This window comes from Delftia sp. Cs1-4, assembly GCF_000214395.1.
Classification (GTDB): Bacteria; Pseudomonadota; Gammaproteobacteria; order Burkholderiales; family Burkholderiaceae_C; genus Comamonas; species Comamonas acidovorans.
This window is the reverse complement of record NC_015563.1, coordinates 3,528,333-3,549,499: the sequence shown is the minus strand read 5'-3', so window position 1 is coordinate 3,549,499 and position 21,167 is coordinate 3,528,333. Positions and strand designations below refer to the sequence as shown.

18 protein-coding genes and 1 riboswitch are annotated in these 21,167 nt (G+C 65.9%); of the genes, 10 read left to right on the top strand and 8 right to left on the bottom strand.

The features are described 5' to 3' along the window. Window positions 1–16 precede the first annotated feature (16 nt). Complete coding sequence (locus tag DELCS14_RS15555) at window positions 17–652, bottom strand: LysE family translocator (RefSeq protein WP_013802502.1); 636 nt, start codon at window positions 650–652, stop codon at window positions 17–19. 126 nt (window positions 653–778) lie between these two features. On the opposite strand from DELCS14_RS15555, the gene DELCS14_RS15550 reads away from it, so the two are divergent. Then, the gene (locus tag DELCS14_RS15550) at window positions 779–2,290 is read left to right on the top strand and encodes a PLP-dependent aminotransferase family protein (protein ID WP_013802501.1); all 1,512 of its coding nucleotides are present in this window, start codon (window positions 779–781) and stop codon (window positions 2,288–2,290) included. 162 nt (window positions 2,291–2,452) lie between these two features. Continuing rightward, window positions 2,453–3,244, top strand: coding sequence for a hypothetical protein (locus tag DELCS14_RS15545; RefSeq protein ID WP_013802500.1), 792 nt, complete (start codon window positions 2,453–2,455; stop codon window positions 3,242–3,244). A gap of 9 nt (window positions 3,245–3,253) precedes the next feature. On the opposite strand, the gene DELCS14_RS15540 is transcribed toward DELCS14_RS15545, so the two are convergent. From DELCS14_RS15540 to DELCS14_RS15520, 5 genes are all read right to left on the bottom strand, one after another. Continuing rightward, window positions 3,254–5,779: a TonB-dependent receptor gene (locus DELCS14_RS15540; protein WP_013802499.1), complete on the bottom strand. Its 2,526-nt coding sequence runs from the start codon at window positions 5,777–5,779 to the stop codon at window positions 3,254–3,256. Between the two features lie 101 nt (window positions 5,780–5,880). Further along, on the bottom strand, window positions 5,881–6,873 hold the full coding sequence (locus tag DELCS14_RS15535; protein WP_013802498.1) for a FecR domain-containing protein: 993 nt from the start codon (window positions 6,871–6,873) through the stop codon (window positions 5,881–5,883). Then, window positions 6,870–7,400 (bottom strand): sigma-70 family RNA polymerase sigma factor, encoded by a 531-nt coding sequence (locus tag DELCS14_RS15530; RefSeq protein WP_013802497.1) that lies wholly within the window; start codon window positions 7,398–7,400, stop codon window positions 6,870–6,872. The genes DELCS14_RS15535 and DELCS14_RS15530 overlap by 4 nt, the downstream gene beginning before the upstream one ends. Before the next feature lie 200 nt (window positions 7,401–7,600). Next, entirely contained in the window at window positions 7,601–7,930 is a 330-nt protein-coding gene (locus DELCS14_RS15525; protein ID WP_013802496.1) for a cupin domain-containing protein, read from the bottom strand. 100 nt (window positions 7,931–8,030) lie between these two features. After that, window positions 8,031–8,483: an SRPBCC family protein gene (locus DELCS14_RS15520; protein WP_013802495.1), complete on the bottom strand. Its 453-nt coding sequence runs from the start codon at window positions 8,481–8,483 to the stop codon at window positions 8,031–8,033. Window positions 8,484–8,717: 234 nt separating this feature from the next. On the opposite strand from DELCS14_RS15520, the gene DELCS14_RS15515 reads away from it, so the two are divergent. From DELCS14_RS15515 to DELCS14_RS15495, 5 genes are all read left to right on the top strand, one after another. After that, window positions 8,718–9,701, top strand: a complete 984-nt coding sequence (locus tag DELCS14_RS15515; RefSeq protein ID WP_013802494.1) for a tripartite tricarboxylate transporter substrate binding protein — start codon at window positions 8,718–8,720, stop codon at window positions 9,699–9,701. A gap of 86 nt (window positions 9,702–9,787) precedes the next feature. After that, window positions 9,788–11,026 carry a CoA transferase gene (locus DELCS14_RS15510; RefSeq protein ID WP_049801505.1) on the top strand — a complete coding sequence of 413 codons (1,239 nt, stop codon included), beginning with the start codon at window positions 9,788–9,790 and terminating at the stop codon, window positions 11,024–11,026. Beyond that, window positions 11,011–11,406, top strand: a complete 396-nt coding sequence (locus tag DELCS14_RS15505) for a cupin domain-containing protein (protein WP_013802492.1) — start codon at window positions 11,011–11,013, stop codon at window positions 11,404–11,406. The genes DELCS14_RS15510 and DELCS14_RS15505 overlap by 16 nt, the downstream gene beginning before the upstream one ends. Before the next feature lie 57 nt (window positions 11,407–11,463). After that, a complete protein-coding gene (locus tag DELCS14_RS15500; RefSeq protein ID WP_013802491.1) occupies window positions 11,464–12,627 on the top strand; it encodes an acyl-CoA dehydrogenase family protein in 1,164 nt (387 codons plus the stop codon). Window positions 12,628–12,794: 167 nt separating this feature from the next. Then, window positions 12,795–13,751 (top strand): LysR substrate-binding domain-containing protein, encoded by a 957-nt coding sequence (locus DELCS14_RS15495; protein ID WP_013802490.1) that lies wholly within the window; start codon window positions 12,795–12,797, stop codon window positions 13,749–13,751. A gap of 54 nt (window positions 13,752–13,805) precedes the next feature. On the opposite strand, the gene DELCS14_RS15490 is transcribed toward DELCS14_RS15495, so the two are convergent. Continuing rightward, window positions 13,806–16,298, bottom strand: a complete 2,493-nt coding sequence (locus tag DELCS14_RS15490) for a PAS domain S-box protein (RefSeq protein ID WP_013802489.1) — start codon at window positions 16,296–16,298, stop codon at window positions 13,806–13,808. 88 nt (window positions 16,299–16,386) lie between these two features. On the opposite strand from DELCS14_RS15490, the gene DELCS14_RS30610 reads away from it, so the two are divergent. The 3 genes from DELCS14_RS30610 to DELCS14_RS15480 all read left to right on the top strand — a co-directional run bounded on the left by DELCS14_RS30610 (window position 16,387) and on the right by DELCS14_RS15480 (window position 19,696). Further along, on the top strand, window positions 16,387–16,626 hold the full coding sequence (locus DELCS14_RS30610; protein WP_157158278.1) for a hypothetical protein: 240 nt from the start codon (window positions 16,387–16,389) through the stop codon (window positions 16,624–16,626). A gap of 273 nt (window positions 16,627–16,899) precedes the next feature. Beyond that, entirely contained in the window at window positions 16,900–18,000 is a 1,101-nt protein-coding gene (locus tag DELCS14_RS15485; protein WP_013802488.1) for a porin, read from the top strand. Window positions 18,001–18,115: 115 nt separating this feature from the next. Then, window positions 18,116–19,696 carry an esterase-like activity of phytase family protein gene (locus DELCS14_RS15480; RefSeq protein WP_013802487.1) on the top strand — a complete coding sequence of 527 codons (1,581 nt, stop codon included), beginning with the start codon at window positions 18,116–18,118 and terminating at the stop codon, window positions 19,694–19,696. A gap of 228 nt (window positions 19,697–19,924) precedes the next feature. Here the strand turns inward: DELCS14_RS15480 and DELCS14_RS31250 are convergent, their stop codons facing one another. Next, window positions 19,925–20,170, bottom strand: a complete 246-nt coding sequence (locus DELCS14_RS31250) for a signal transduction histidine kinase (RefSeq protein ID WP_013802486.1) — start codon at window positions 20,168–20,170, stop codon at window positions 19,925–19,927. A 722-nt stretch (window positions 20,171–20,892) separates the two neighbouring features. Then, window positions 20,893–21,000, top strand: a riboswitch (glycine riboswitch). Window positions 21,001–21,167 lie beyond the last annotated feature (167 nt).

Below are 21,167 nucleotides of genomic sequence, written 5' to 3'. Positions count from 1 at the left end.
GGATCAGGCGTTTGAATCAGGCGTGTGAATCTGCCAGCACCGGGTACAGCGACAGCAGCAGCAGGGCCGCCATGCCCCAGTTGAAGCGGCGCAGTGCCTGCGGCGAGCGCAGCGCGCGCCCCACGGCGCTGCCGAACAGCGTCCAGACGCTGACGCTGGGATAGTTCACGATGCCCAGCACCAGCGCGGCCAGCACCAGGTTGATGAAGAAATCCTCGCGCGGCGTGTAGGTGGCAATCACGCCGATGGCCATGATCCAGGCCTTGGGATTGACCCACTGGAAGGCCGCCGCCTGCCAGAACCCGAACGGCCGGGCTCCCGCGTTGCCGCCGTCGATGCCGCCGCTGCCCGCGATCTTCCAGGCCAGCCAGACCAGGTAGGCCGCGCCCAGGTACTTGAGCGCGGTGTAGATCACCGGCAGCCGCTGGAACACCGCGCCCAGGCCCGCGCCCACCAGCAGCACCATGACCACCACGCCCAGGGTGATGCCCAGCATGTGGGGCACCGTGCGGCGGTAGCCGAAGCTGGCGCCCGAGGCCGTCAGCATCACATTGTTGGGGCCGGGCGTGACGGAGCTGACGAAGGAGAACATGGCCAGCGGCAGCAGGAACGAGGTGTGGGCGGTATCGAAGGGCATGGTGGCAACAGGCATGACAGGGAATCCGGCGCCCTGTCTGCGCATGCCGCAGGCCGCGGCGCCGTCAGGCCATGCTAATGGCAGTGTTCGGTACAGTAGCAGTACACTTTGTCAGAACAATTTGCCAACTGGCCTGCCATCATGACCCTGACACTTGATCCGGCCGCCACGCCGAATACACCGCAGGCACCGCGCGCATCCTCAGATACGGCTTTCCAGGCCGCTGCGCCCTGGCGCCCGCTGCGGTCTTCCGACCTCTCGCTGGTGGACCAGCTGGTGGACCACTACGGCGGCCTGATCCGCCACCACGGCCTGCGAGCGGGATCGCGCCTGCCTTCAGTGCGTGCGCTGGCGCAAGAGGCGGCCGTGAGCCGCGACACCGTGGTGCAGGCCTATGACCGGCTGGCCGCCCAGGGCCTGGTGCATTCGCGGCGCGGCTCGGGCGTCTTCGTCAGCGCCCGGCGCGCGGCCCAGGCGGCGCCCCGCGCCAGCGATGCCCTGCCTACGCTGGAGCAGGGCGCGGCCTTCGATACCGCCTTTTTGCTGCGCAGCATGTTCCGCGAGGGCATGGAGCATTCGGGTGGCGCGGGCATGCTGCCGCCGGAATGGCTGGACCAGGAGATGCTGGCTTCGGCCCTGCGCGCCGTGGGCCGCAGCACGGGGCCGAGCCTGCTGACCTACGGCGTGCCCCAGGGCTACCTGCCGCTGCGCCAGCAGATCGCCTCGGTGCTGCAGGCCCAGGACGTGCCCGCCCACCCCGAGGCCCACCTGATGACCGTGGCCGGCGTCACCCAGGGCCTGGACCTGATCGTGCGCAGCCTGGTGCGGCCCGGCGATACGGTGCTGGTGGAAGACCCGGGCTGGTTTCTCATCTTCGGCCGGCTCAACGCCCTGGGCGTGAACGTGGTCGGCGTGCCCCGCCTGCCCGGTGGCCCCGATGTGGAGGCGCTGGAGCGGCTGGCCCGCCAGCACCAGCCCCGGCTTTTCATCCTGAACACGGCCGTGCACAACCCCACGGGCCAGACCCTGTCGGCCGGCGTGGCCCACGAGGTGCTGCGCATTGCCGAGCGCCACGACTTCTACCTGGCCGAGGACGACACCTACTCCGACTTCCTGCCCGGCGTGCCCGTGCGCCTGGCCGCCATGGACCGGCTGCAGCGCGTGCTCCTGGTGGGTGGCTACTCCAAGACCCTGGCCGGCAGCCTGCGCGTGGGCTATGTGGCGGCACACACCGACCTGATACGGCGGCTGACCGACCTCAAGCTGCTGGGCGGGCTGACCACGGCGCTGCCGGGCGAGCAGGTGGTGCACCGCGTGCTGGCCGATGGCCAGTACCGCAAGCATGTGGACCGCCTGCGCGAGCGCGTGGACCGCGCGCGCAACCGCTGCCTGCGCATGCTCGAAGCCCTGGACTGCCGGGCCCCGCACGAACCGCAGGCCGGCATGTTCGCCTGGGTGGACTGCGGCGTGGACTCGGAGGTGCTGGCCCGCCATGCCGCGCCGCAGGGCCTGCTGCTGGCACCGGGCCTGCTGTTTTCGCCCAGGCAGGCCGCAGGCAGCATGCTGCGCATTCCCGTGCCCATGGTGGAACAGCCCCAGACCTGGAAGATCCTCGGCCACCTGCTGGCGCAGCACCGGGGCGGTGGTGGATGAGTGGATGAGTGGATGACTGGATGACTGGATGACTGGATGGTGCAGCAACGCTGCCTGACGGGAGGTTGACGCTGCCGGCGCCAGGGCATGTAAGACAGGGCATCGGGCCTCGGCGCCCCGGTAGTGCGCTGCTATCGTTCCGGGATGACTATTGAGCTTGTCTTGCCAGGGGAGGCCGGCCGCAGAGCCGGGGTGAACGACAGCCGGCCCCGACCGGGAGGCGGTGCGGCGCGCCGCCTGGCGCCGGTGCTGGCGCCGGTGCTGGCGCTGCTGCTGACAGCGGGCTGTGCCGACACGCCCGCGCCGCGCGGCAAGGTGGAGGGCGCCTCGTTCGAGCCCAGCGAAATCGTGCAGTCCGACAGCAACCGCATGGCCACGCTGGCCATGAAGGAGAACCTGGACAGCCTGATGCGCATCATGGACAAGCTGTACCTGCGCAACCCCGCCGAATGGAAGAAAACCGCCGAAAGCCGCGAGGCCGCATCCGCCTACGTGCGCATCGCCATCACCGAGCGCCAGCCCTGGGCCGACCTGCGCGGCGCCCAGGACGTGGCCGCGCTCTCGCTGGCGCTGCAGCCCGACTTCAAGGGCGACCGCGTGGCCGCCTTCGTCCATGCGCTGGCCGACACCATCATCACAGCCCACGGCGGGCGCACCAGCTTCACCCTGGTCCATGGGCTGGACCCACAGCTGATCTACAACGCCGCACGCAACGTGGAAGTGGCCAACTGGATACTCAACTCACGGCGCAATGCCGCAGGCGGGCCGCTGCTGCTGTCCAACCACCTGGGCGACGACGCGCGCAACCTCAGCTTCGAGCGTGAGATGGGCAAGATCATCGGCCGGCTGGACCTGATCGCCAACTACACCACCGAGCGCTACAGGCGCTCCTTCATCGGGTACGGGCAGGGACTGGTGGCGGGGCCCTTCATGCAGTTCCTGCCCGTGCGCTGAGGCGCGGTCTCAGAGCCTGTAGCTGAGCGTCACGGACACCGAGCGCGGTGCCCCGTAGCGCGCCAGGCCCCCCGACCATGAATAGCCAAGATCCTGGTAGTAGCGACGGTCCAGCAGGTTGTCCACGCTCAGCTGCACATGGGCATTGGCATTGACCTGGTAGCCCACGCCCAGGCCCAGCAGGGCGTAGCTGCGCTGCGTGGTCTCGAAGCCGGTTTCGCGGCGGAACATCTTGCTTTGCGCATGCAGCGATCCGTACAGGCTCCAGCGCCCGTACTCGCCGGGCAGGCGATAGCTGGTGTAGAGCTTGAGCAGGTGCTGGGGCTCGTCGGTGCTCACGCGCTGGCCGATGTTGGTGGCAATCCGGTCCTTGGTGTAGCGCGCCCGCACATAGGTGTAGCCGGCCGAAACCTGCCAGCCGGGCTGCAGCAGTCCGGACAGCTGCAACTCCAGGCCATCGCTTTGGATCTCGCCCGCCGCGCGAAAGCAACTGATGGCGCCGCTGGTGGGGCAATTGGCATCGTCACGCACGGCACGGTTGCGCTGCGTGATGCGGAACACCGAGGCGCTGGCATGGAGTCGCCCGTCAAAGTACTCGCCCTTGGCGCCCAGCTCGTAGTTGGTGCCTGTCATCGGGTCCAGGGTGTTGCCCCGCACGTCCATCGAGCTTTGGGGCTGGTAGCTCTGTGTCAGGCTGGCATAGACCGAATGCCTGTCATCCACGTCATAGACCAGGCCCGCATAGGGAACGAACCTGGCGCTCTCGTCCAGGCTGCGCTTCCAGTTGGGCGTGCCGGTGTACCAGCCCGTCGTGTCCTGCTCATACCAGCCCAGACGCCCGCCCAGAATCAGGTGCAGCGGATCGGCCAGGCTGAAGTTGCCGCTGGCGTAGATGGCTTTTTCGCGCGTCTTGCGGCCCCACAGGTCGCCATTGGCAGGTACTGAGCCGGTCCAGGGCGCGGAGTAGGGATTCCAGTTCGCAATGTCGACGATGCGCGAGGCCGACAACCCCCAGGTCTCGGCCGCATGGGAGCTGTCATTGCGGTAGCTGGCGCCCACGGCGATCTCGTGCGTGCGCCCGAACCACTGCACTGGGCCCCGGGCTCGCAGGTCGGCCACGGTCTGGCGTGTGCCGTAGCGCCAGCCCGTCTCGGACTGCTCCAGCTGTGTGGTCGATCCCGCGACGCGGCTGTTGGTGGTGTTTCGGATGTCGGAATCGGCCTCGACATGGTTGATGCCCAGCTTGACCGTCCAGCCGTTGCGCAGGCGCTGCTCCAGATCAACGAACACGCCATCGTTGTCGCGGTTCTGGAAAGACTCCGCGTTGTTGAGGAAGGTGGAGCGCGGCAGGTTCATATGGCCGCCATCGGGCAGGGTGGGCAGGCCCGTGAACACGCCCTTGGTGCGCGTGCGCTGGCGGTAGGCGCCCAGGCCCAGCGTGGTGTCGGGCGTGAGGTCCGCTTCCACGACGCCGTACAGGCTGGCATTGCGGGTGTTGGTGACATCGACAAAGCTGTCGCTGTCGCGCCAGCCGCCCACCAAGCGAGCGCGCACGCTGCCGCTGGCATTGAGCGCACGGCTTGCGTCCAGCGAGGCCTGGCGATTGTTCCAGCTGCCCAGGCCCAGCGTGGCATTGAGCAGCGGCTGGGCCGTGGGACGCTTGCGCACCAGGTTGACCGAGCCCGAAGGCGCGCCCACGCCATCCATCAGGCCCGTGGCGCCGCGCACCACCTCCACGCGGTCATACATCAGCAGGTCGGCCGAGACATTGCGCGAATTGAAGCCCGTCACGTCCAGCGGCAGGCCGTCCACATTCACATGCTCCAGCGCAAAGCCGCGCGCGTAGAAGGTGGACTCCGAATCGGTCACGGCCGGGTTCTTGGCGTACAGCCCGGGCGTGACCTTGGCAATGTCCTGCAGGGTGCTCAGGTGGAAGTCATCCATTTGCTGGCGCGTCACCACGCTCACGGACTGCGGCGTCTGGCGCTGCGACAGGTTCAGCCCGGTGGCGCTGGCCATGCTGGGCGTGGTGTATGAGCCCGTGCCTTCCGTGGCGCTGCTGAGCTCCGCATCGGCCGTCACATTGACGGTCTGCAGCGTGCTGGCGGAAGACGGTGGGGTGGGGCCTGCCGCAGCAGGCAAGGGCGCGGCAGCCTTCAGTGAAAAGCCTCCGCCAGGCTGCTGCACGGCTGCCACGCCGCTGCCCGCCAGCAGTTGCTGCAATCCGGCCGACACGCCGTGACTGCCGGTCAGCCCGCCCGTGCGCAGGCCCGCCACCAGTGCCGGGTCATAGGACAGGCTGACGCCCGCTGCGCGCGAGAAGCGATCCAGTGCCGCATCGAGCGGACCTGCTGCAATGCTGAAATCGCGCGTGAGCGCTCCGGCCTGGCCTGTGGCCGTCTGCGCCCATGCTGCGCCTGAAGGCACGAGGGTCGACATCGCCATGCCGATGACGGCGGCTTGCACAAGGGTGACAAGCGGCCGGGGGCGCCACTGCGGTTGGCTACCGGGCCTGGGCGGGTGATGACGGGACATGCTGGGTTCTCCTGGATGGAATACGGGAAAGGATTGAAGGACTCATTCCCAGGCCGTACGAAAATCCGGATCCCCTCACTTTTTCTGAAAAAAAGTGGAAATCACTGGCCGGATGCCGGCCCCACATGAACCCACCAGCGCGTGCGCCGGCTGATGTTCACCGGCTGCGTCTGCGCGATGAGCTGCAGCACCTGCTCGGTCTGGCGCACATGGAAGGTGCCCGACAGGCGCAGGCCTGCCACGCGCTCGTCGCAACTGATGTGCCCATGGCGGTAGCGCCCCAGTTCCGCCAGAAGGTCACCCAGGCGGATGGCCCGGCCTGCCATCACGCCATCTGCCCAGTCGTCCGCACCAAAGTCCGGGGGAGGTGCCGGGGTACTGGCATCGGCCGACAGCCACCACGGCGAGCCGGGCATCGCCGTTTGCCGTGCGGCGCTGTCTGCGGCCTTTGCAGGTGTCAGCAGTACGGCGCCTTCCTGCACGCTGACAAGGGCCCGATGCTTGTGCAGCCTGACCACAAAGCGCGTGCCCAGAGCCTGCAGATCGCCAAACGGCGTGCGCACCCTGAAGGGCCGGTGGCCGGGTGCAGTCTCGTCGGCGCCCGTGGTCACCAGGATTTCCCCACGGCTGAGCACCACCAGGCGCTGCTGCGGGTCCAGCTCCGTGCGGATGGCCGTGTCCGTGTTGAGCACGATGGTGCTGCCATCGTCCAGCCTGACGGTGCGCTGCTCGCCCACCGAGGTGCTGGCGCTGGCCAGCAGGCGCTGCCAAGGCGTGTGGCTGTAGGCCATCCAGCCCGTTGCCGTGGCGATTCCGGACAAGGACAGCAGCTTGAGGGCGCGGCGGCGCGAGACGCTGCGGGACTGGCGCATGCGCTGCGCTGCATCCAGCGTGTCCAGTGCCAGGCGTTGCGGTATGCGGCCAAAGTCGGTCCTCAGTGATTGCACCCGATCCCAGGCCAGGGCATGGGCGGGCTGCGCATGCAGCCATTGCTCGAAGGCCTGCCGTGTTGCGGGGCTGGGCGTGTTGAAGTCCAGCCGTACGGACCACTGGATGGCTTCGTCGATCAGGCCTGGCGAAAGATCGCTGCTCATGCCCCGAAGCGCAGTGCGTAGCAGTGGCGCAGGGCCGTGGCGATGTAGCGCTCGGCCGTGGCCAGGGACACGCCCAGTCGTTCGGCGATCTGCGGGCAGGTGAGTCCTTCCAGCTGCGCCCACAGAAAAGCGCTGCGCACGCGGGGCTTCAAGGCATCCAGCATGCGGTCTATGGCGACCAGGGTTTCCAGGAAGATCAGCCGGCTTTCCGGCGAGGGGGCCTGCGCCTCGGGCATGAGGGCCAGGGTCTCGAGCCAGGCACGTTCCAGCTCGCGGCGGCGCCAGTGGTCCACCAGCAGGCCATGGGCAATGGTGCTCAGGTAGGCGCGGGGCTGGCGCAGGCCGGTTGCGTCAGGGCCGGGTTGGCGGGTGAGCAGGCGCATGAACACGTCCTGCGCCATGTCGGCCGCGTCGAAGGAGTCGTCCAACCGGCGCCGCAACCAGCCCTGCAGCCAGTTCTGGTGGCTGTGGTACAGGCTTTCCACGCTGGTTGTCGCCTTGGCGGACTGGGAAATCTGCGCGTCCATGGAGCGTCCATTCAACGAATGCAATCACGGGGCTCGTCATGCATTGCGAAGGGCTGGCGGCGGCTGCGTCCATGGCGTGAGCTAACGAGAAAGGCGTGATTATAGATTTGGTAATGAGAATGAATCGCAAATGAGACGCAGGCACAACCATTCGCACGCGGGCAGGCCGCGCGCGAGGCAGCATGCTCCGCGTCAGCCGTTCAGCTGCACAGAACGATGGTTACCAGAGCGGAGGTGTCTTCGATGGCGCGTACCGCATGCGCCATGTTGGCCGGCAGGTGCATCAGCTGGCCGGCCTGCAGGGACTGGCGGCTTTCGCCGAGCATCACCTCCAGCTCGCCTTCCAGGCAGTGCAGGCTGACGCTGCCCGGCACCTTGTGCGGCGGCAGCGACTGGCTGGCGCGCAGCACCACGCGGATGACCTCCATGTCCTGGGACTTGAACAGGGCGCAGGTCCGGGCGCCCGCCAGCCGCGCACCAAACGGCAGGACATCGATGGCTTGAGCGGTCAGTGCAAAGGGGGTGGCCATGGCGGACCTCCGGGCGTTGGCGGGCAATACTGCCATTGTCCTCCGAAGCACCGCAATCCATCAACCGCAGCTGTGTGACAGCCGGGGCTTGTGCAGGGTCTCAGCCCGGCACGCTGGCCTCCACCAGCAGGGTCAGCAACTGCAGCGACTCCTGCCAGCCCAGGTGACAGGCCTCGGCGGGAATGACGGCGGGCACGCCTTCCTGGGTCACATCCATTTCAGTGCCGCAGAACACCTCGCGCAGCGTGATGGTGGTGATCATCTCGCCAGGCAGTTGCGGGTCGTCGAAGCGGTCGGTATGGCGCACCAGCCGGCCAGGCTCCAGGTCCAGGAACTCCCCGCCGAAGCCGCTGCGCCCGCTCGTGGACAGATTGACGAAGGCCATGCGGTAGCGCCCGCCGACCCGGGCGTCGAACTCGGGCACCTCGCAGATGTAGCCGTGGGGCGGCAGCCATTTGGCCAGGGCAGCGGCCGTGGTGAAGGCCTGGTACACGCGCTGCGGCGGCGCCTTGAGGACGCGGTGCAGCCGGATGGTGTGGACGGTGTGTGACATGCGGAACTCCTTGGCGTGGTGTCGTGCAAGGCTGCCAGCCTCGCACTGATGCAGTCCTTGCGCAAGAGGCGGGACATGGAGCCTGACGCAGGACTCAATGATTCATAAATCGAATCCTTGATTGGTTTTAAAGAATTGGACTTGAATCATTGACACCCGCACCATGGCGGCGAGCGCTGGACACACAGCGCCGCTTTCCATAGGAAAACAGGATAGGAAACAGGAGACAAGCAAATGAAGCATTCCCCGTTGCGCAGGGCCCTGGCCCTTGGCGCTATCAGCACCATGGCGGCCGTGGCCGCGCCCTCCGTGTTGGCGCAGGGTGGTTACCCCTCCAATCCCATCACCCTGGTCGTGCCATTCGCGGCCGGCAGCGGCACGGACGCCGTGGCGCGCCTGGTGGCTACCCGGCTGGGTGAGCGGCTCAGGCAGCCCGTGATCGTGGACAACAAGGCTGGCGCCAATGCCCAGATCGCCGCCAACCATGTGGCCAAGGCCAAGCCGGACGGCTACACGCTGTTCATGACCACCAACACCTCCCACTCGGCCAACCCCTGGCTGGTCAAGGGCCTGAAGTACGACCCCGTCAAGGATTTCACGCCCGTGGCGCGCGTGGGCGAGCTGCCGTTTGCGCTGCTGGTCCACCCCTCCGTTCCCGCCAAGACCGTGCAGGAACTGATCGACTACGCCAAGGCCAATCCCGATCGCCTGTCCTACGGCACGCCCAACAGCACCTCGCTGGTGGCCTCGGAAACCTTCAAGTACGTCACGCACGCCCAGATCACCTCCGTGCCCTACAAGTCCAGCCCGCAGGCGCTGACCGACCTCATGGGCAACCAGATCCAGGTCTATGTGGCCGACCTGGGCTCGGCCTGGGGCACGATCAAGACCGACCGCGTGCGCACCCTGGCCGTCACGGCGGCCAAGGGTTCCACCCTGCTGCCCAATGTGCCGGCCATCGGCAAGACGCTGCCGGGCTTCGACATCACTTCCTGGAACGGCATCTTCGGCCCGGCCGGGATGCCGGCCGAGATCACCGAGCGGCTGAACACCGAGCTGCAGGCCATCCTCAAGGACAAGGCCGTGCAGGAGCAGCTGGCCCAGGTCGGCTTCGAGGTCTGGCCCACGGCCACGCCTGCCGAGTTCACCACCTATGTGAAGGACCAGATGGCCCGCTGGGGACAACTGGTCAAGCAGGCCGGCATCGAGGCGCAGTGAGGGAGACCGGCATGCAAGAAGCGCAGCAGGGACAGCAGGAGCAGCAGGGACAGCAAGGCCCTCTTGCCGGGGTGAAGGTGCTGGACATGACCTCGGTGGTCATGGGGCCCTTTGCCACCCAGATCCTTGCGGGCCTGGGGGCCGAGGTGATCAAGGTCGAATCGCCCGAGGGCGACAACATGCGCCACGTCGGCCCCATGCGCAACCCCGCCATGGGCCACATCTTCCTGCAGGCCAACCAGGGCAAGCGCTCCGTGGTGCTGGACCTCAAGCAGGGCGCCGCGCGCGAGGCCCTGCTGCGCCTGGCCGAAGGCTGCGACGTGCTGGTCAGCAACGTGCGGCCCCAGGCCATGGCGCGCCTGGGCCTGGCCTACGAGGACGTGGCGGCGCGCAACCCGCGCATCATCCACGTGAGCTGCTGCGGCTTCGACCAGCGCGGCCCCTACGCGGCCAGGCCCGCCTATGACGACCTCATCCAGGGCGCCACCGGCGTGCCCTGGCTGGCGCAGCAATACGGCGGCGGCGAGCCGGCCTACGCGCCCATGACCCTGGGCGACCGCGTCACCGGCCTGCACGCGGTCTATGCCGTCACGGCCGCCCTCTATGCGCGCGAGAAGACCGGCAGGGGCCAGGCCGTGGTCGTGCCCATGTTCGAGGCCATGACCCAGTTCATCCTGGGCGACCACATGGCGGGCCTGTCGTTCGAGCCGCAACTGGGCGGCCCCGGCTATGCGCGCCTGCTCACGGCCCACCGCAGGCCCTATCGCACCAGCGACGGCCACCTGTGCGTTCTCATCTACAACGACAAGCACTGGCACAGCTTCTTCAACGCCATAGGCCAGCCCGAGCGCATGGCCGAGCCCATCTTCGCCACCCACAGCCAGCGCGCGCTGCACATCGATGCCGTCTATGCCGAAGTCTCGCGGCTGATGGCCGGGCGCACCACCGCCGAATGGCGCGCACTGCTGGACGCGGCCGATGTGCCCAACATGCCCATGGCCTCGCCCGAGGACCTGATCGCCGATCCCCAGCACCAGGCCACCGGCTTCGTGCACGAGATAGACCACCCCAGCGAAGGCCGGCTGCGCACCACGGCCAGCCCCACGCGCTGGAGCGCCACGCCACCCGCAGAACGCGCCGCCCCCGCGCCACGCCTGGGCGAACACACCCTGCAGGTGCTGCGCGACGTGGGCCTGACCGAGGCAGAACTGGCCGCCCTGCAGGCCAGCCGCGCCTGCAGCCAGGCTGCCGCGCTGCAAGACGCCCCACCACAAACACAAGCACAAGCACAAACAGAAGGAAACCGCCCATGCCCCGCTACCTGATCCGCGAACAAGACGTGCCCGGCTACAGCCCCGCCAACCACCACGGCACCGTCAACCGGCGCCTGGTCAGCGCCGCCAACGTGGGCGCGCGCCACATGGAGCTGGTACTGGGCACGCTGGAGCAGGGCGGCGGCGCGCTGCCCCATGCCCACCCCGGCATGGAGCAGGCCTGCTACCTGCTGGCCGGCGCGGCCGAGGTGGAAATCGACACCCCGGACGGCAAGGAACGCTTTGCCATGCAGCCCGGCGACACCTGCTTCTTCCCCGAGGACTGCATGCACATCTTCCGCGTGACCAGCGCCGAGCCCGTGCGCCTGCTGGTTTTCTACAGCCCGCCCTACGGCGAGAACCCCGAGCGCGTGCGCCGGCCGGCAGTCTGAGCGCCGTCACCCCACAGACACAACAAGCGAACAGCAACAAGCAACGGAGAACACACCATGGACTTTCTGTGGAACGAAGAACAGGAACAGATACGTGACGCCGTCGAACGCGCCTGCGCCCCCTTTGACGCTGACTACTGGCTGCACAAGGACCACGAAGGCGGCTTCCCGCACGACTTCCACAAGGCCCTGGCCGACGCGGGCTGGCTGGGCATTGCCATGCCCGAAGAGTTTGGCGGCGCGGGCCTGGGCATCAGCGAGGCGGCGCTGATGATGCACACCATCTCGGCCACGGGCGCAGGCCTGTCGGGCGCCTCGGCCGTGCACATGAACATCTTCGGCCTGCACCCCGTCGTCGTCTTCGGCACGGACGAGCAAAAGCGCCGCTGGCTGCCCCCGCTGATCGCGGGCACGGACAAGGCCTGCTTCGGCGTCACCGAGCCCAATGCGGGCCTCAACACCCTCAAGCTGCAGACCCGCGCCGTGCGCGATGGCGACGTCTACGTGGTCCATGGGCAGAAAGTCTTCATCTCTACCGCCCAGGTCGCCAACAAGATCCTGCTGCTGGTACGCACCAAGCCCGTGGAAGAGTGCAAGGGCACGGAAGGCCTGAGCCTGTTCTACACCGACCTGGACCGCGAACGCATCGAGGTGCGCGAGATCGACAAGCTGGGCCGCAAATGCGTGGACACCAACCAGCTGTTCATCGACGGCCTGCGCATCCCCGCCGAGGACCGCATCGGCGAAGAGGGCAAGGGCTTCTCGTACATCCTGCACGGCCTCAACCCCGAGCGCATCCTCATCGCCGCCGAGGCCGTGGGCCTGGGCCGCGCCGCCCTGGCGCGCGCCACCCAGTACGCCAAGGAGCGCGTGGTCTTCGACCGCCCCATCGGCCAGAACCAGGGCATACAGCACCCGCTGGCCCAGGCCTGGATGGGGCTTGAGGCCGCCCACCTCATGGTGCAAAAGGCCGCCTTCCTCTACGACAGGGGCCTGCCCTGCGGCGCCGAGGCCAACGCCGCCAAATACCTGGCGGCGGAAGCCTGCGCCAAGGCCTGCGAAACCGCCATCTTCACGCACGGCGGCATGGGCTACGCCAAGGAATACCACGTGGAGCGCTACATGCGCGAATCCTGGATCCCGCGCCTGGCGCCCGTCAGCCCCCAATTGATCATGTGCTTCATCGCCGAAAAGGTATTGGGCTTGCCTAAATCGTATTGACCCCCTGAGTCGCTTCGCGCCTTCCCCCTTCTCGCTGCGCGGAGGGGGACGACACCCTCGGTGCGGGGCGGCCCTTCCTCGGTGTCTCAAAGTTGAGGTGCGCGGGTTTTGTGGCTGCGAACCATCTGAAGTCCCATGATTTATCAATCTGTATTTCAGAGGTAGCCATGGTGCAAGATGCCATCTCGCTTGCTCCCCATCCGCCGCCTCTCATGAAGACCCATCTGCTGCGCTATTTCGTCGCCCTGGCCGAGGAACGTCACTTCGGCCGCGCGGCCCAGCGGCTGTGCATCACCCAGCCGCCGCTGAGCATGGCGCTCAAGACCCTGGAGCAGGACCTGGGCGCCAGCCTCATGGACCGCGACGCCAAGAACGTGCGCCTCACCCCTGCGGGCGAGGCCTTCCTGGTCGAGGCACGCAAGGTGCTCGCCCAGCTGCAGCATGCGGCCGACGTGGTGCGCGGCGTGGCCGAGGGCATGCAGGGCCGGCTGGACGTGGGCATCACCGGCTCCATGGTCTACCGCCAGGTGCCCGACTTCTGCCGCGCCTTCCGCGCCGAGCGCCCCCTGGTCGAAGTCTGCCTGCATGAAATGTCCACGCGCGAGCAACTGCAGGCCATTGCCAGCGGCCAGATCGACTGCGGCTTTCTCAACATAGCGACCCCGCCAGACGGCCTGCAGACCCTGTCGATCGGCGAGGAACCCTTTGTCTGCTGCCTGCCCGCCACGCATGCGCTGGCGCAGCAGCCCGACATCGACCTGCGCGAACTGGCCCGCGACACCTTCGTCATGTTCGCCCGCGAAGTGGCCCCGGCCAACTACGACAACGTCATCGCCTGCCTGCAGCAGGCCGGCATCCACCCCCACACCCGCCACGCGGCGCGCCAGTGGCTCACCGTCATGGCCCTGGTCTCGGCAGAGCAGGGCGTGGCCCTGGTGCCCAGCTGCATGCAGCGCGTGGGCATGAACGGCGTGGTGTTCGTGCCGCTGCGCGGTCCGCAGCAGGCCATGACGCCGGCTGTCATGGCTTGGCGGGCGGACCAGCCTGCGGCGGTGTTGCAGGCTTTCATTGAGAGGGTGAGGGTTATGGCAGAGGGAAGCCGCAGGGTTTCAGCGCTGGGATAGGTGCCCGGAATCTACAGACCCCCATTGCGCCAGCTCCAGCGCCAGCCGCGCAACTCAGTCCGATGGCACAGCGCCGGTACTGCCCAGAATCTCCGCCACCTTGAGCGCCAGCGCATCCAATGTGAACGGCTTGGTCAGAAGCTGAGTCCCGGGGTGCAGGTTTTCCTGGCTGAGCGGAGATGCCTCGGTGAACCCGGTGATGAAGAGCACCGGCAGGTCGGAACGGGCCAGGCGCGCCTCGTCGGCCAGCTGCTTGCCGTTCATTCCGCCGCGAAGCCTCATGTCCGTGATCAGCATGTCCACCCGGGTTCCGGCACGCAGTACCTGCAGCGCGGCGGCTGCATCGGCCACGGCAAGCACCGTGTAGCCCAGATCGACAAGCGCCTCGTCGATGAGATGGCGGATCGGGGCTTCGTCATCCACGACCAGCAAGGTCCTTTGGGCAGGAACCACCACCTGCCTTGCCGCATCGACCGCGCGTTCTGCAACGGGCGCGGCGTCGCACCTGGGCAGATACAGGCAGACCGTGGTGCCCTGGCCCGGCTTGGAGAAGATCCTGACCGCTCCTCCCGATTGCCGTGCGAAACCGTAGATCATCGACAGCCCCAACCCTGTTCCATGGCCCACCGGCTTGGTGGTGTAGAACGGCTCGAAGGCGCGCGCAATGGTCTGCTCCGACATGCCGGTACCCGTGTCGGTGACGCACAGCGACACATAGCCGCCCGGCGGAAGGTCCCACTCCCGGGCTGCCGCCTCTTCAAGCTCGATATTGGCTGTCCTGATGGTCAGCCGGCCGCCTTCGGGCATGGCATCGCGGGCGTTGATGCACAGGTTCAGGATGGCGTTCTCCAACTGCGTTCCATCGATTTGCACATGCCACAGATGGGCTGCCGGCACGATGTCGATATCCACGCTGGCGCCCACCGTCCTGCGCAGCAGGTCCTCCCAATCGGCCAGGAGCGCGGCCATATCGGTGGGCTTGGAGTCCAGGATCTGCCGGCGCGAGAACGCAAGCAGCCGCTGCGTGAGCGTGGCGGCGCGCCGCACCGCCCCCTGCGCTCCATGGATGAAGCGCGTGAGGTTGTCCACCTGGCCGCGCGCCAGCATCCGCTGCAGCAGCTCCAGATTGCCCATGACGGCCGCCAGCAGGTTGTTGAAGTCGTGCGCAAGGCCGCCCGTCAACTGGCCCACGGCCTCCATCTTCTGCGACTGGCGCAGTTGCTCCTGCGCCTTGGCCAGTGCTTCGGCCTTGGCCATTTCGGAGGTGATGTCGCGGCCCACCGCGTTGATGCGGCCTGCCGCCGAACGCGTGGACCAGGAGATCCAGCGGTAGCTTCCGTCCCGATGGCGATACCGGTTGTCAAACCGGGCATGCGCCATGCCTGTGGCCAGCTCCTGCGTGTCCTGGATGGTGCGTGCCAGATCCTCCGGATGGATGAGATGAAAAAGCGTCGTGCCCAGCAGCTCGTCTTCACGCCAGCCCAATACCTCGGTCCAGGCCGGGTTGACCGCAGTGATGATGCCCTCGAACGTGCAGCGCATCATGATGTCGGATGACAGCTGCCACAGCGCGTTGCGGTCGGCCGTGCGCTCTGCCACCTGTTCCTCCAGCGTGGCATTCAAGCGCTCCAGCGCGGCCTGGGCCTGCTTGCGCTCGGTGATGTCGGAGGCCGCTCCCAGCCAGCCGGTGATGGCGCCTGCGGCATCGAACAGCGGCACGGCGCGCGAGAACGCCCAGCCCACGCTGCCATCGACCCGGTTCACCCGGTGCTCGATCACGTAGTCCGTCTTCGTGCGGATGGCCCGCGCAATCTCCGCGCGCACAAGGTCGCGGTCCTCCGGGGGGATGTAGTCTTCCAGCCAGTTCGTGTTGGACGCTTGCGTGTCGGGGATGAACCCGCCGCCTGCCAGCTGATGCAGCTCGCTCCAGTCCGAACTGATGGAGTAGCGCACTTCCGACGAGGACCGCACCAGCGCATCCAGCCGTTCCTCGCTCTGGCGCAACAGGTCCAGCGCCCGCCGTTCCGCATCGATGTCCAGAATGGCGATGGCCGTGGCCACGACTTCCTTGTCTGCATTGCGCAGCGGCACCCCGAACACGCGCGTCCATACTTCGAGCCCCTTGGGCGTGTCATAGACGCAGTCAACACCCGGCACCACCAGCTCCCCGCGGAACGCGCGGGCAGCCACAAACTGGTCGCGGGGGACGGGCTTGCCATCCTTGTCCCAACTGCGCCAGCGCCCCCGGTCTTCCTCGGCCGACAGCAGCGAAGGGATGGGGGTCTCCGGCAGGAAATGGCGGTAGGCCGGGTTGGACATCAGCACCTTGCCGCCCTTGCTCACCAGGCACAGGCCTATCGGCAGATGCTCGATGAAATCCGAGAACAGCGTCTTCTGGTCTGCCACCTGTGCATCGAAGGGGTCCTGATCGCTGGCGCCCGCGCCCTGTACGGCGCTGGCATGGCCCGCCGCGGCAATCGCCAGCTGCGCCCGCAGCCGGGCGTTTTCCTCGCGAAGCAGGGCAATCTCTTCGGACTCTTGGATCATGGGGGGGATGGAGCGGGGCGTTGGGTGGAGGAGAGGGGGGGCAGCTCGCCGCAGGCGGGGACGGCGATGCTGCCTGGGGATCATAGCTGTGACTGCTGGTGCGACCGATGTTGAGGCTGCAGTCCTCGGTGCGGCAATTCTTGTGGGACTTCGCCCTCCCAGGGACTATGGGGTTGAACTGGCCGTGCAATGGGCTGAATTTGGGTTCCCAATGACCGACGAATCGGTCGACGAACGCTCGAAATGTGCCATTGAAAATATGGAAGTCGAGAACCTTATTGAGAAAATGGCAAAAGGATGCATATTTCTGCCAATTTCTCGAATCTGAATCAAACAAATCGGCAATGAATGATCTGCCCCGTCGTGCATGCCATGGCTGAAGGGTGGCGGCGATGGGGCTTCCCTGCAGGAAACGTGCCGCAGGCACCGCCGCTGCTGTGACTTTCATGTCACACAGCACAGCTGTCACGAAGAATACTTATGTGTTGCCTAGAGTTCCCGCAGCGGTGGCAGGAGGCTACCGTCATTCTCATTAATAAGTTCAGTTCGTATCTCACCAATGAAAAATCAAAAAACGTGCTCGCGCATTCTGGGACTCGCGATGGGCACATTCTTCGCATCTTCTTCCAGCTTGGCCTTGGCACAATCTTCCGTCACCATTTTTGGTGTGGTGGACGTCGGTGTCACCATTGCCAAGTCCGGCAGCAACAGGCTCAATGCACTGAACTCCAGCCAAGGCAAGACCAGCTTGCTTGGCTTGCGCGGCACGGAGGACCTCGGCGGCGGCAACAGAGCTCAGCTCTGGCTTGAAGGCGGCCTCAACCCCGATGTCGGCACTGGCGGCAGCAGCGGCTCCCTTGGCTTCGAGCGCCGCTCCACGATCGGGCTGAGCAACAATTCCTGGGGTGAAATCCGGCTGGGTCGCGACTACACCCCCAGCTACAACATCTTCACCGCTTTCGCGGGCCCCGACACCACCACCGGTGTGCAGGCCAATCTGTTCCAGACGATCCGCCAGACTGCCTACAACGCCGCCAGCCAAAGCGGCGTGGTCGACCGCACGCGCATCAGCAACGCCGTGGGCTACTTCCTGCCAAGCGACCTGGGCGGTGTCTATGGCCAGTTCTCGGTTTCCTTTGGCGACGAGAACGCCTCCGGCTCTGGCGCAAGCAAGGCCCGCAGGTACATAGGCGGCAACCTGGGCTATCGCTCGGGCCCGCTGAACGTGGGTATCGGCTACGGCAGGATCGACGGCACCGCGGCCGTGGCTTCGCCCAGCGCCATCGCTGCAACCAGCGATCTGGAAGACCTGGTGCTGGGCGCCTCGTACAACTTCGGCAGTTTCCTGCTCAATGGCGGATACAACAGCCTGAAGTGGGAGCCCGTCAACGGCGCAACCTCCGGGAAGGTGGACGGTTTCTATCTGGGCGCAACCATCCCCATGGGGCCAGGCAGCTTGCGCGTCAAGTACGCCAGCGCCAAGTTCAGCGGCAACGCCTCAGCCCTCACGCGCAGCGGCGGCAAGGCCGACAAGTATTCGATCGGATATGTCTACGACTTCTCCAAGCGCACCTCTCTGTACGCAGGGCTGGCGCGTGTGAACAACAAGAACGGCGCCAGCGTCGGCCTGATCGGTGGCCCTGCGGGTGTGGCCAACGCCGGCTCGACCGGTGTGGATCTGGGCATCAGCCACTCGTTCTGAGCGGCACAGCGCCTTTTTCCAGAAACGAAGCCTTCAAGATGGGGCAGGCCCTTGCCACGCAGGGCCTGCCGATCTGCCGATCAGGCTTGCCTCTTCTTCTCAAGACCTACTCGCCATGCGCCCCCCCACTTCTTCTTCCTGCCTGATGGCAGTGATCGCCGCCGCGGCTGCCTTGCTGAGCGCCTGCGCCGACACCCGCCCGCTCCAGGCCGCCGGCTCCGAGACGGTGACGCAGACCACCGGCGTCGGCAGCATTCGCGCCATCGTCACGCGCCAGGACGTCCAGTTCGACGACAGGTTCTATTTCCCCTACGAAGGCCAACACCCCGCCACCAAGGCCGATTTCCCCAAGGGCTTTCTGCCAGCCTACGGTTCAGGCCTGGCCTTGAAGGGCAGGCGTGCCGACGGCACGCTGGAGTTCTACGCCATCACCGATCGCGGCCCGAACGCGACCACCGGCCCGGTCACGCAGATCACCGACGGCTCCAATCCCACGGGCTTTGCCAGTTCCACGGTGTTTCCCTCGCCCAACTTCACTCCGTCCATCGGCGTGATCGCCCTCGGAAAAGACGGAGCCAGGCTCGTCTCCACCCTGCCGCTCAGATTCAGCGCCACACAGAACGCCAACGGCCGCGTGCAGCCACGGGGCATCACAGGCAACACGGGCGAGCAAGTCCTGGACGACTCCTTCACCTATCCCGGCAAGGCCAAGGGCTACAGCGAATTCGGCCTGGACACAGAATCCGTGGTGGTGGATGCCGCACGCAATGTGCTGTGGGTGTCCGACGAATACGGACCCTTCATCGTGAAGATCGACCCGGCGACCGGCATCATCCAGAAGAAATACGGGCCCGGCGCTGGCGCGGCCGATCTGCCGGCCATTCTCGCCAAGCGCCGCGCCAACCGTGGCATGGAGGGGCTGAGCATTGATGTGGCCAGCGGCAAGTTGCACGGTTTCCTGCAAAGCCCTCTGGACGACGGCAGGGCCGACTACACCACCGCTGCCGTTGCCGACGCCACTGGCAAGTCGGAGAACGTGCGCGACTACGCCCGCTTTGTGCGTTGGGTGGAGTTTGACCCGACCACCGAGAAAACCCGCCTGTTTGCCTTGCCCGTGGACAGCCGCTGGTACAACCAAGGCAAGACCGGCAATGCCAAGCTGGGTGATGTGGTCTCACTGGGCAAGGGGAAATTCATCGCCATCGAGCAAGGCACGGGCAAGGACAAGAAAGTCTTCAACGACCTGGTTCTGATCGAGTTTCCGGCCAACGCCACCGACATCACCGCGCTGGGCTCCGACCTGGAAAAGAGCAGCCTGACTGGCAAGCCGGTCAATGGCTCGGACTATTCCAAGGTCGTGACGCTCAAGAAGACCCGGCTCTTCAACCTGAACGCCACCGGCTGGGTGGCCGAGAAGGCCGAAGGCCTGGCACTGGTCGATGACTACACGCTGGCGCTGACCAACGACACCGACTTCGGTGTTTCGCTGGCCGTGCTGGACGCCAGCGGCAAGGAAATCGAAGGCTCGAACGTCACCAAATGCATGGTGGACGCCGAAGGCAAGATCGTGAACGACGGCCAATGCGCCAAGGGCGCGGCGAGCCTGCGCTTTACCACCAATGACGTCAACGATCGCACGCAGCGACTGTGGACCTTTGGGTTCAGCAAGAAGCTGAGCGAATACGGCACTCCCTGAACGACTGCGACTGCATGGCATAGGCAAGACAACGGGGCCACGGCGATCCAGGGCGGTTCTTCCAGCTCGGTAGTCGCCACGCCGAACCAGCTCGCCACGTGCAGCCCTGGCGCCCACAAACTGGTCCCTGGGGATCGGCTTGCCTTCCTGGTCCCAACTGCGCCAGCACCCCCGGTCTTCTTCGGGCGCCACAAGCGATGGTGGAGGGCTTTCCGGCAGGAAATGGCGCTAGGCCGGATTGGACATCAACACCTGCCCACCCCGGCTCACCAGGCACAGACCTATAGGCAGATGCTCGATGAAATCCGAGAACAGCGTTTTCTGATCGGCTACCTGTGCATCGAAGGGGTCCTGATCGCTGGCACCCGCGCCCTGCACGGCGCTGCCATGGCCCGCCGTGGCAATCGCCAGCTGCGCCCGCAGCCTGGCGTTTTCCTCCCGGAGCAGGGCAATCTCTTCAGACTCCTGGATCATGGGGAATGGAGCGCGGCTTCGGGTGGAGGAGGGGGTCAGATCGCCGCTGGCGGGGACGGCGATTTTGGTTTGGGGATCATTGCTGTGAGTGGATGGTTGGGCTGGCTCGTGAGGGCGACCTCAAGACAGGCAAGTGCGGGGCTTCCTCCGGCATCTGGACAGAGCAGCGCTGCCGTTGCGCAAGATCAGCAACTCATTCACGGCGGCGGCCCTCATCAGGGAAAGCTGGCTGATGCAGCTGTGTGCTGAAGAAAAAGCACAGGGCCGCCAGGCTGCGAATGCACCTGGAAGCCCGGGGCTTCAAGGCCGCTGTGCTGCGCGCCAGCGTGGATGCATCGAAGCGAGAGCATTGGGTGGCTGATCAGAGAGTTGCTTGCCGCCTAGCTGTCCATTCGGCAAAACACAAAAGCCCCGGCAGGAACTTCCTGTCGAGGCTTTTTTGGTGGGTGCGATGCGTCCTAGGTCTCAGGCGCTCTATTCTGACGAAATATTAAAAATTGTCTCAATTAACAAATGTTAACAGTTCTACGAGAACTAATTCGCTTCATCGAAGTAGACACACTTGACTTTGGTCAAGTAGGGTAAGGAAACTGAAAGCCAGTAAATAGCGCATCTGACGTAAGATGACCTGGCAGGAGAAAGAGGTAGCCTTTACCTCTGCCGAAGGCGCAAACTCCCATAAACGCTCAGGTTCCCCTCATCCGGGGATGTACTGCACATCTAACACGCCGTCTGGAGAGTCGCTGCAATCGCTGTAGCGCGCCGAAGGAGCAAGCCTGTTGTCTGGTCAACAGGTGAATCTCTCAGGTACCGAGGACAGGGGGAGCGGCATCTATACCGTCTTTGGCATCCACCGCCATTTCAGACACGGTATACATCAATGAAAGATTTGGCCATGAGCTACAAAGCTATCTTGGCATTGGGTCTTTTTGCCGTTCTTATTTGCATTCTTCAAAATTCTGGTTCTCTCGCATCATTTTTCGGCGAGAAATCGAAT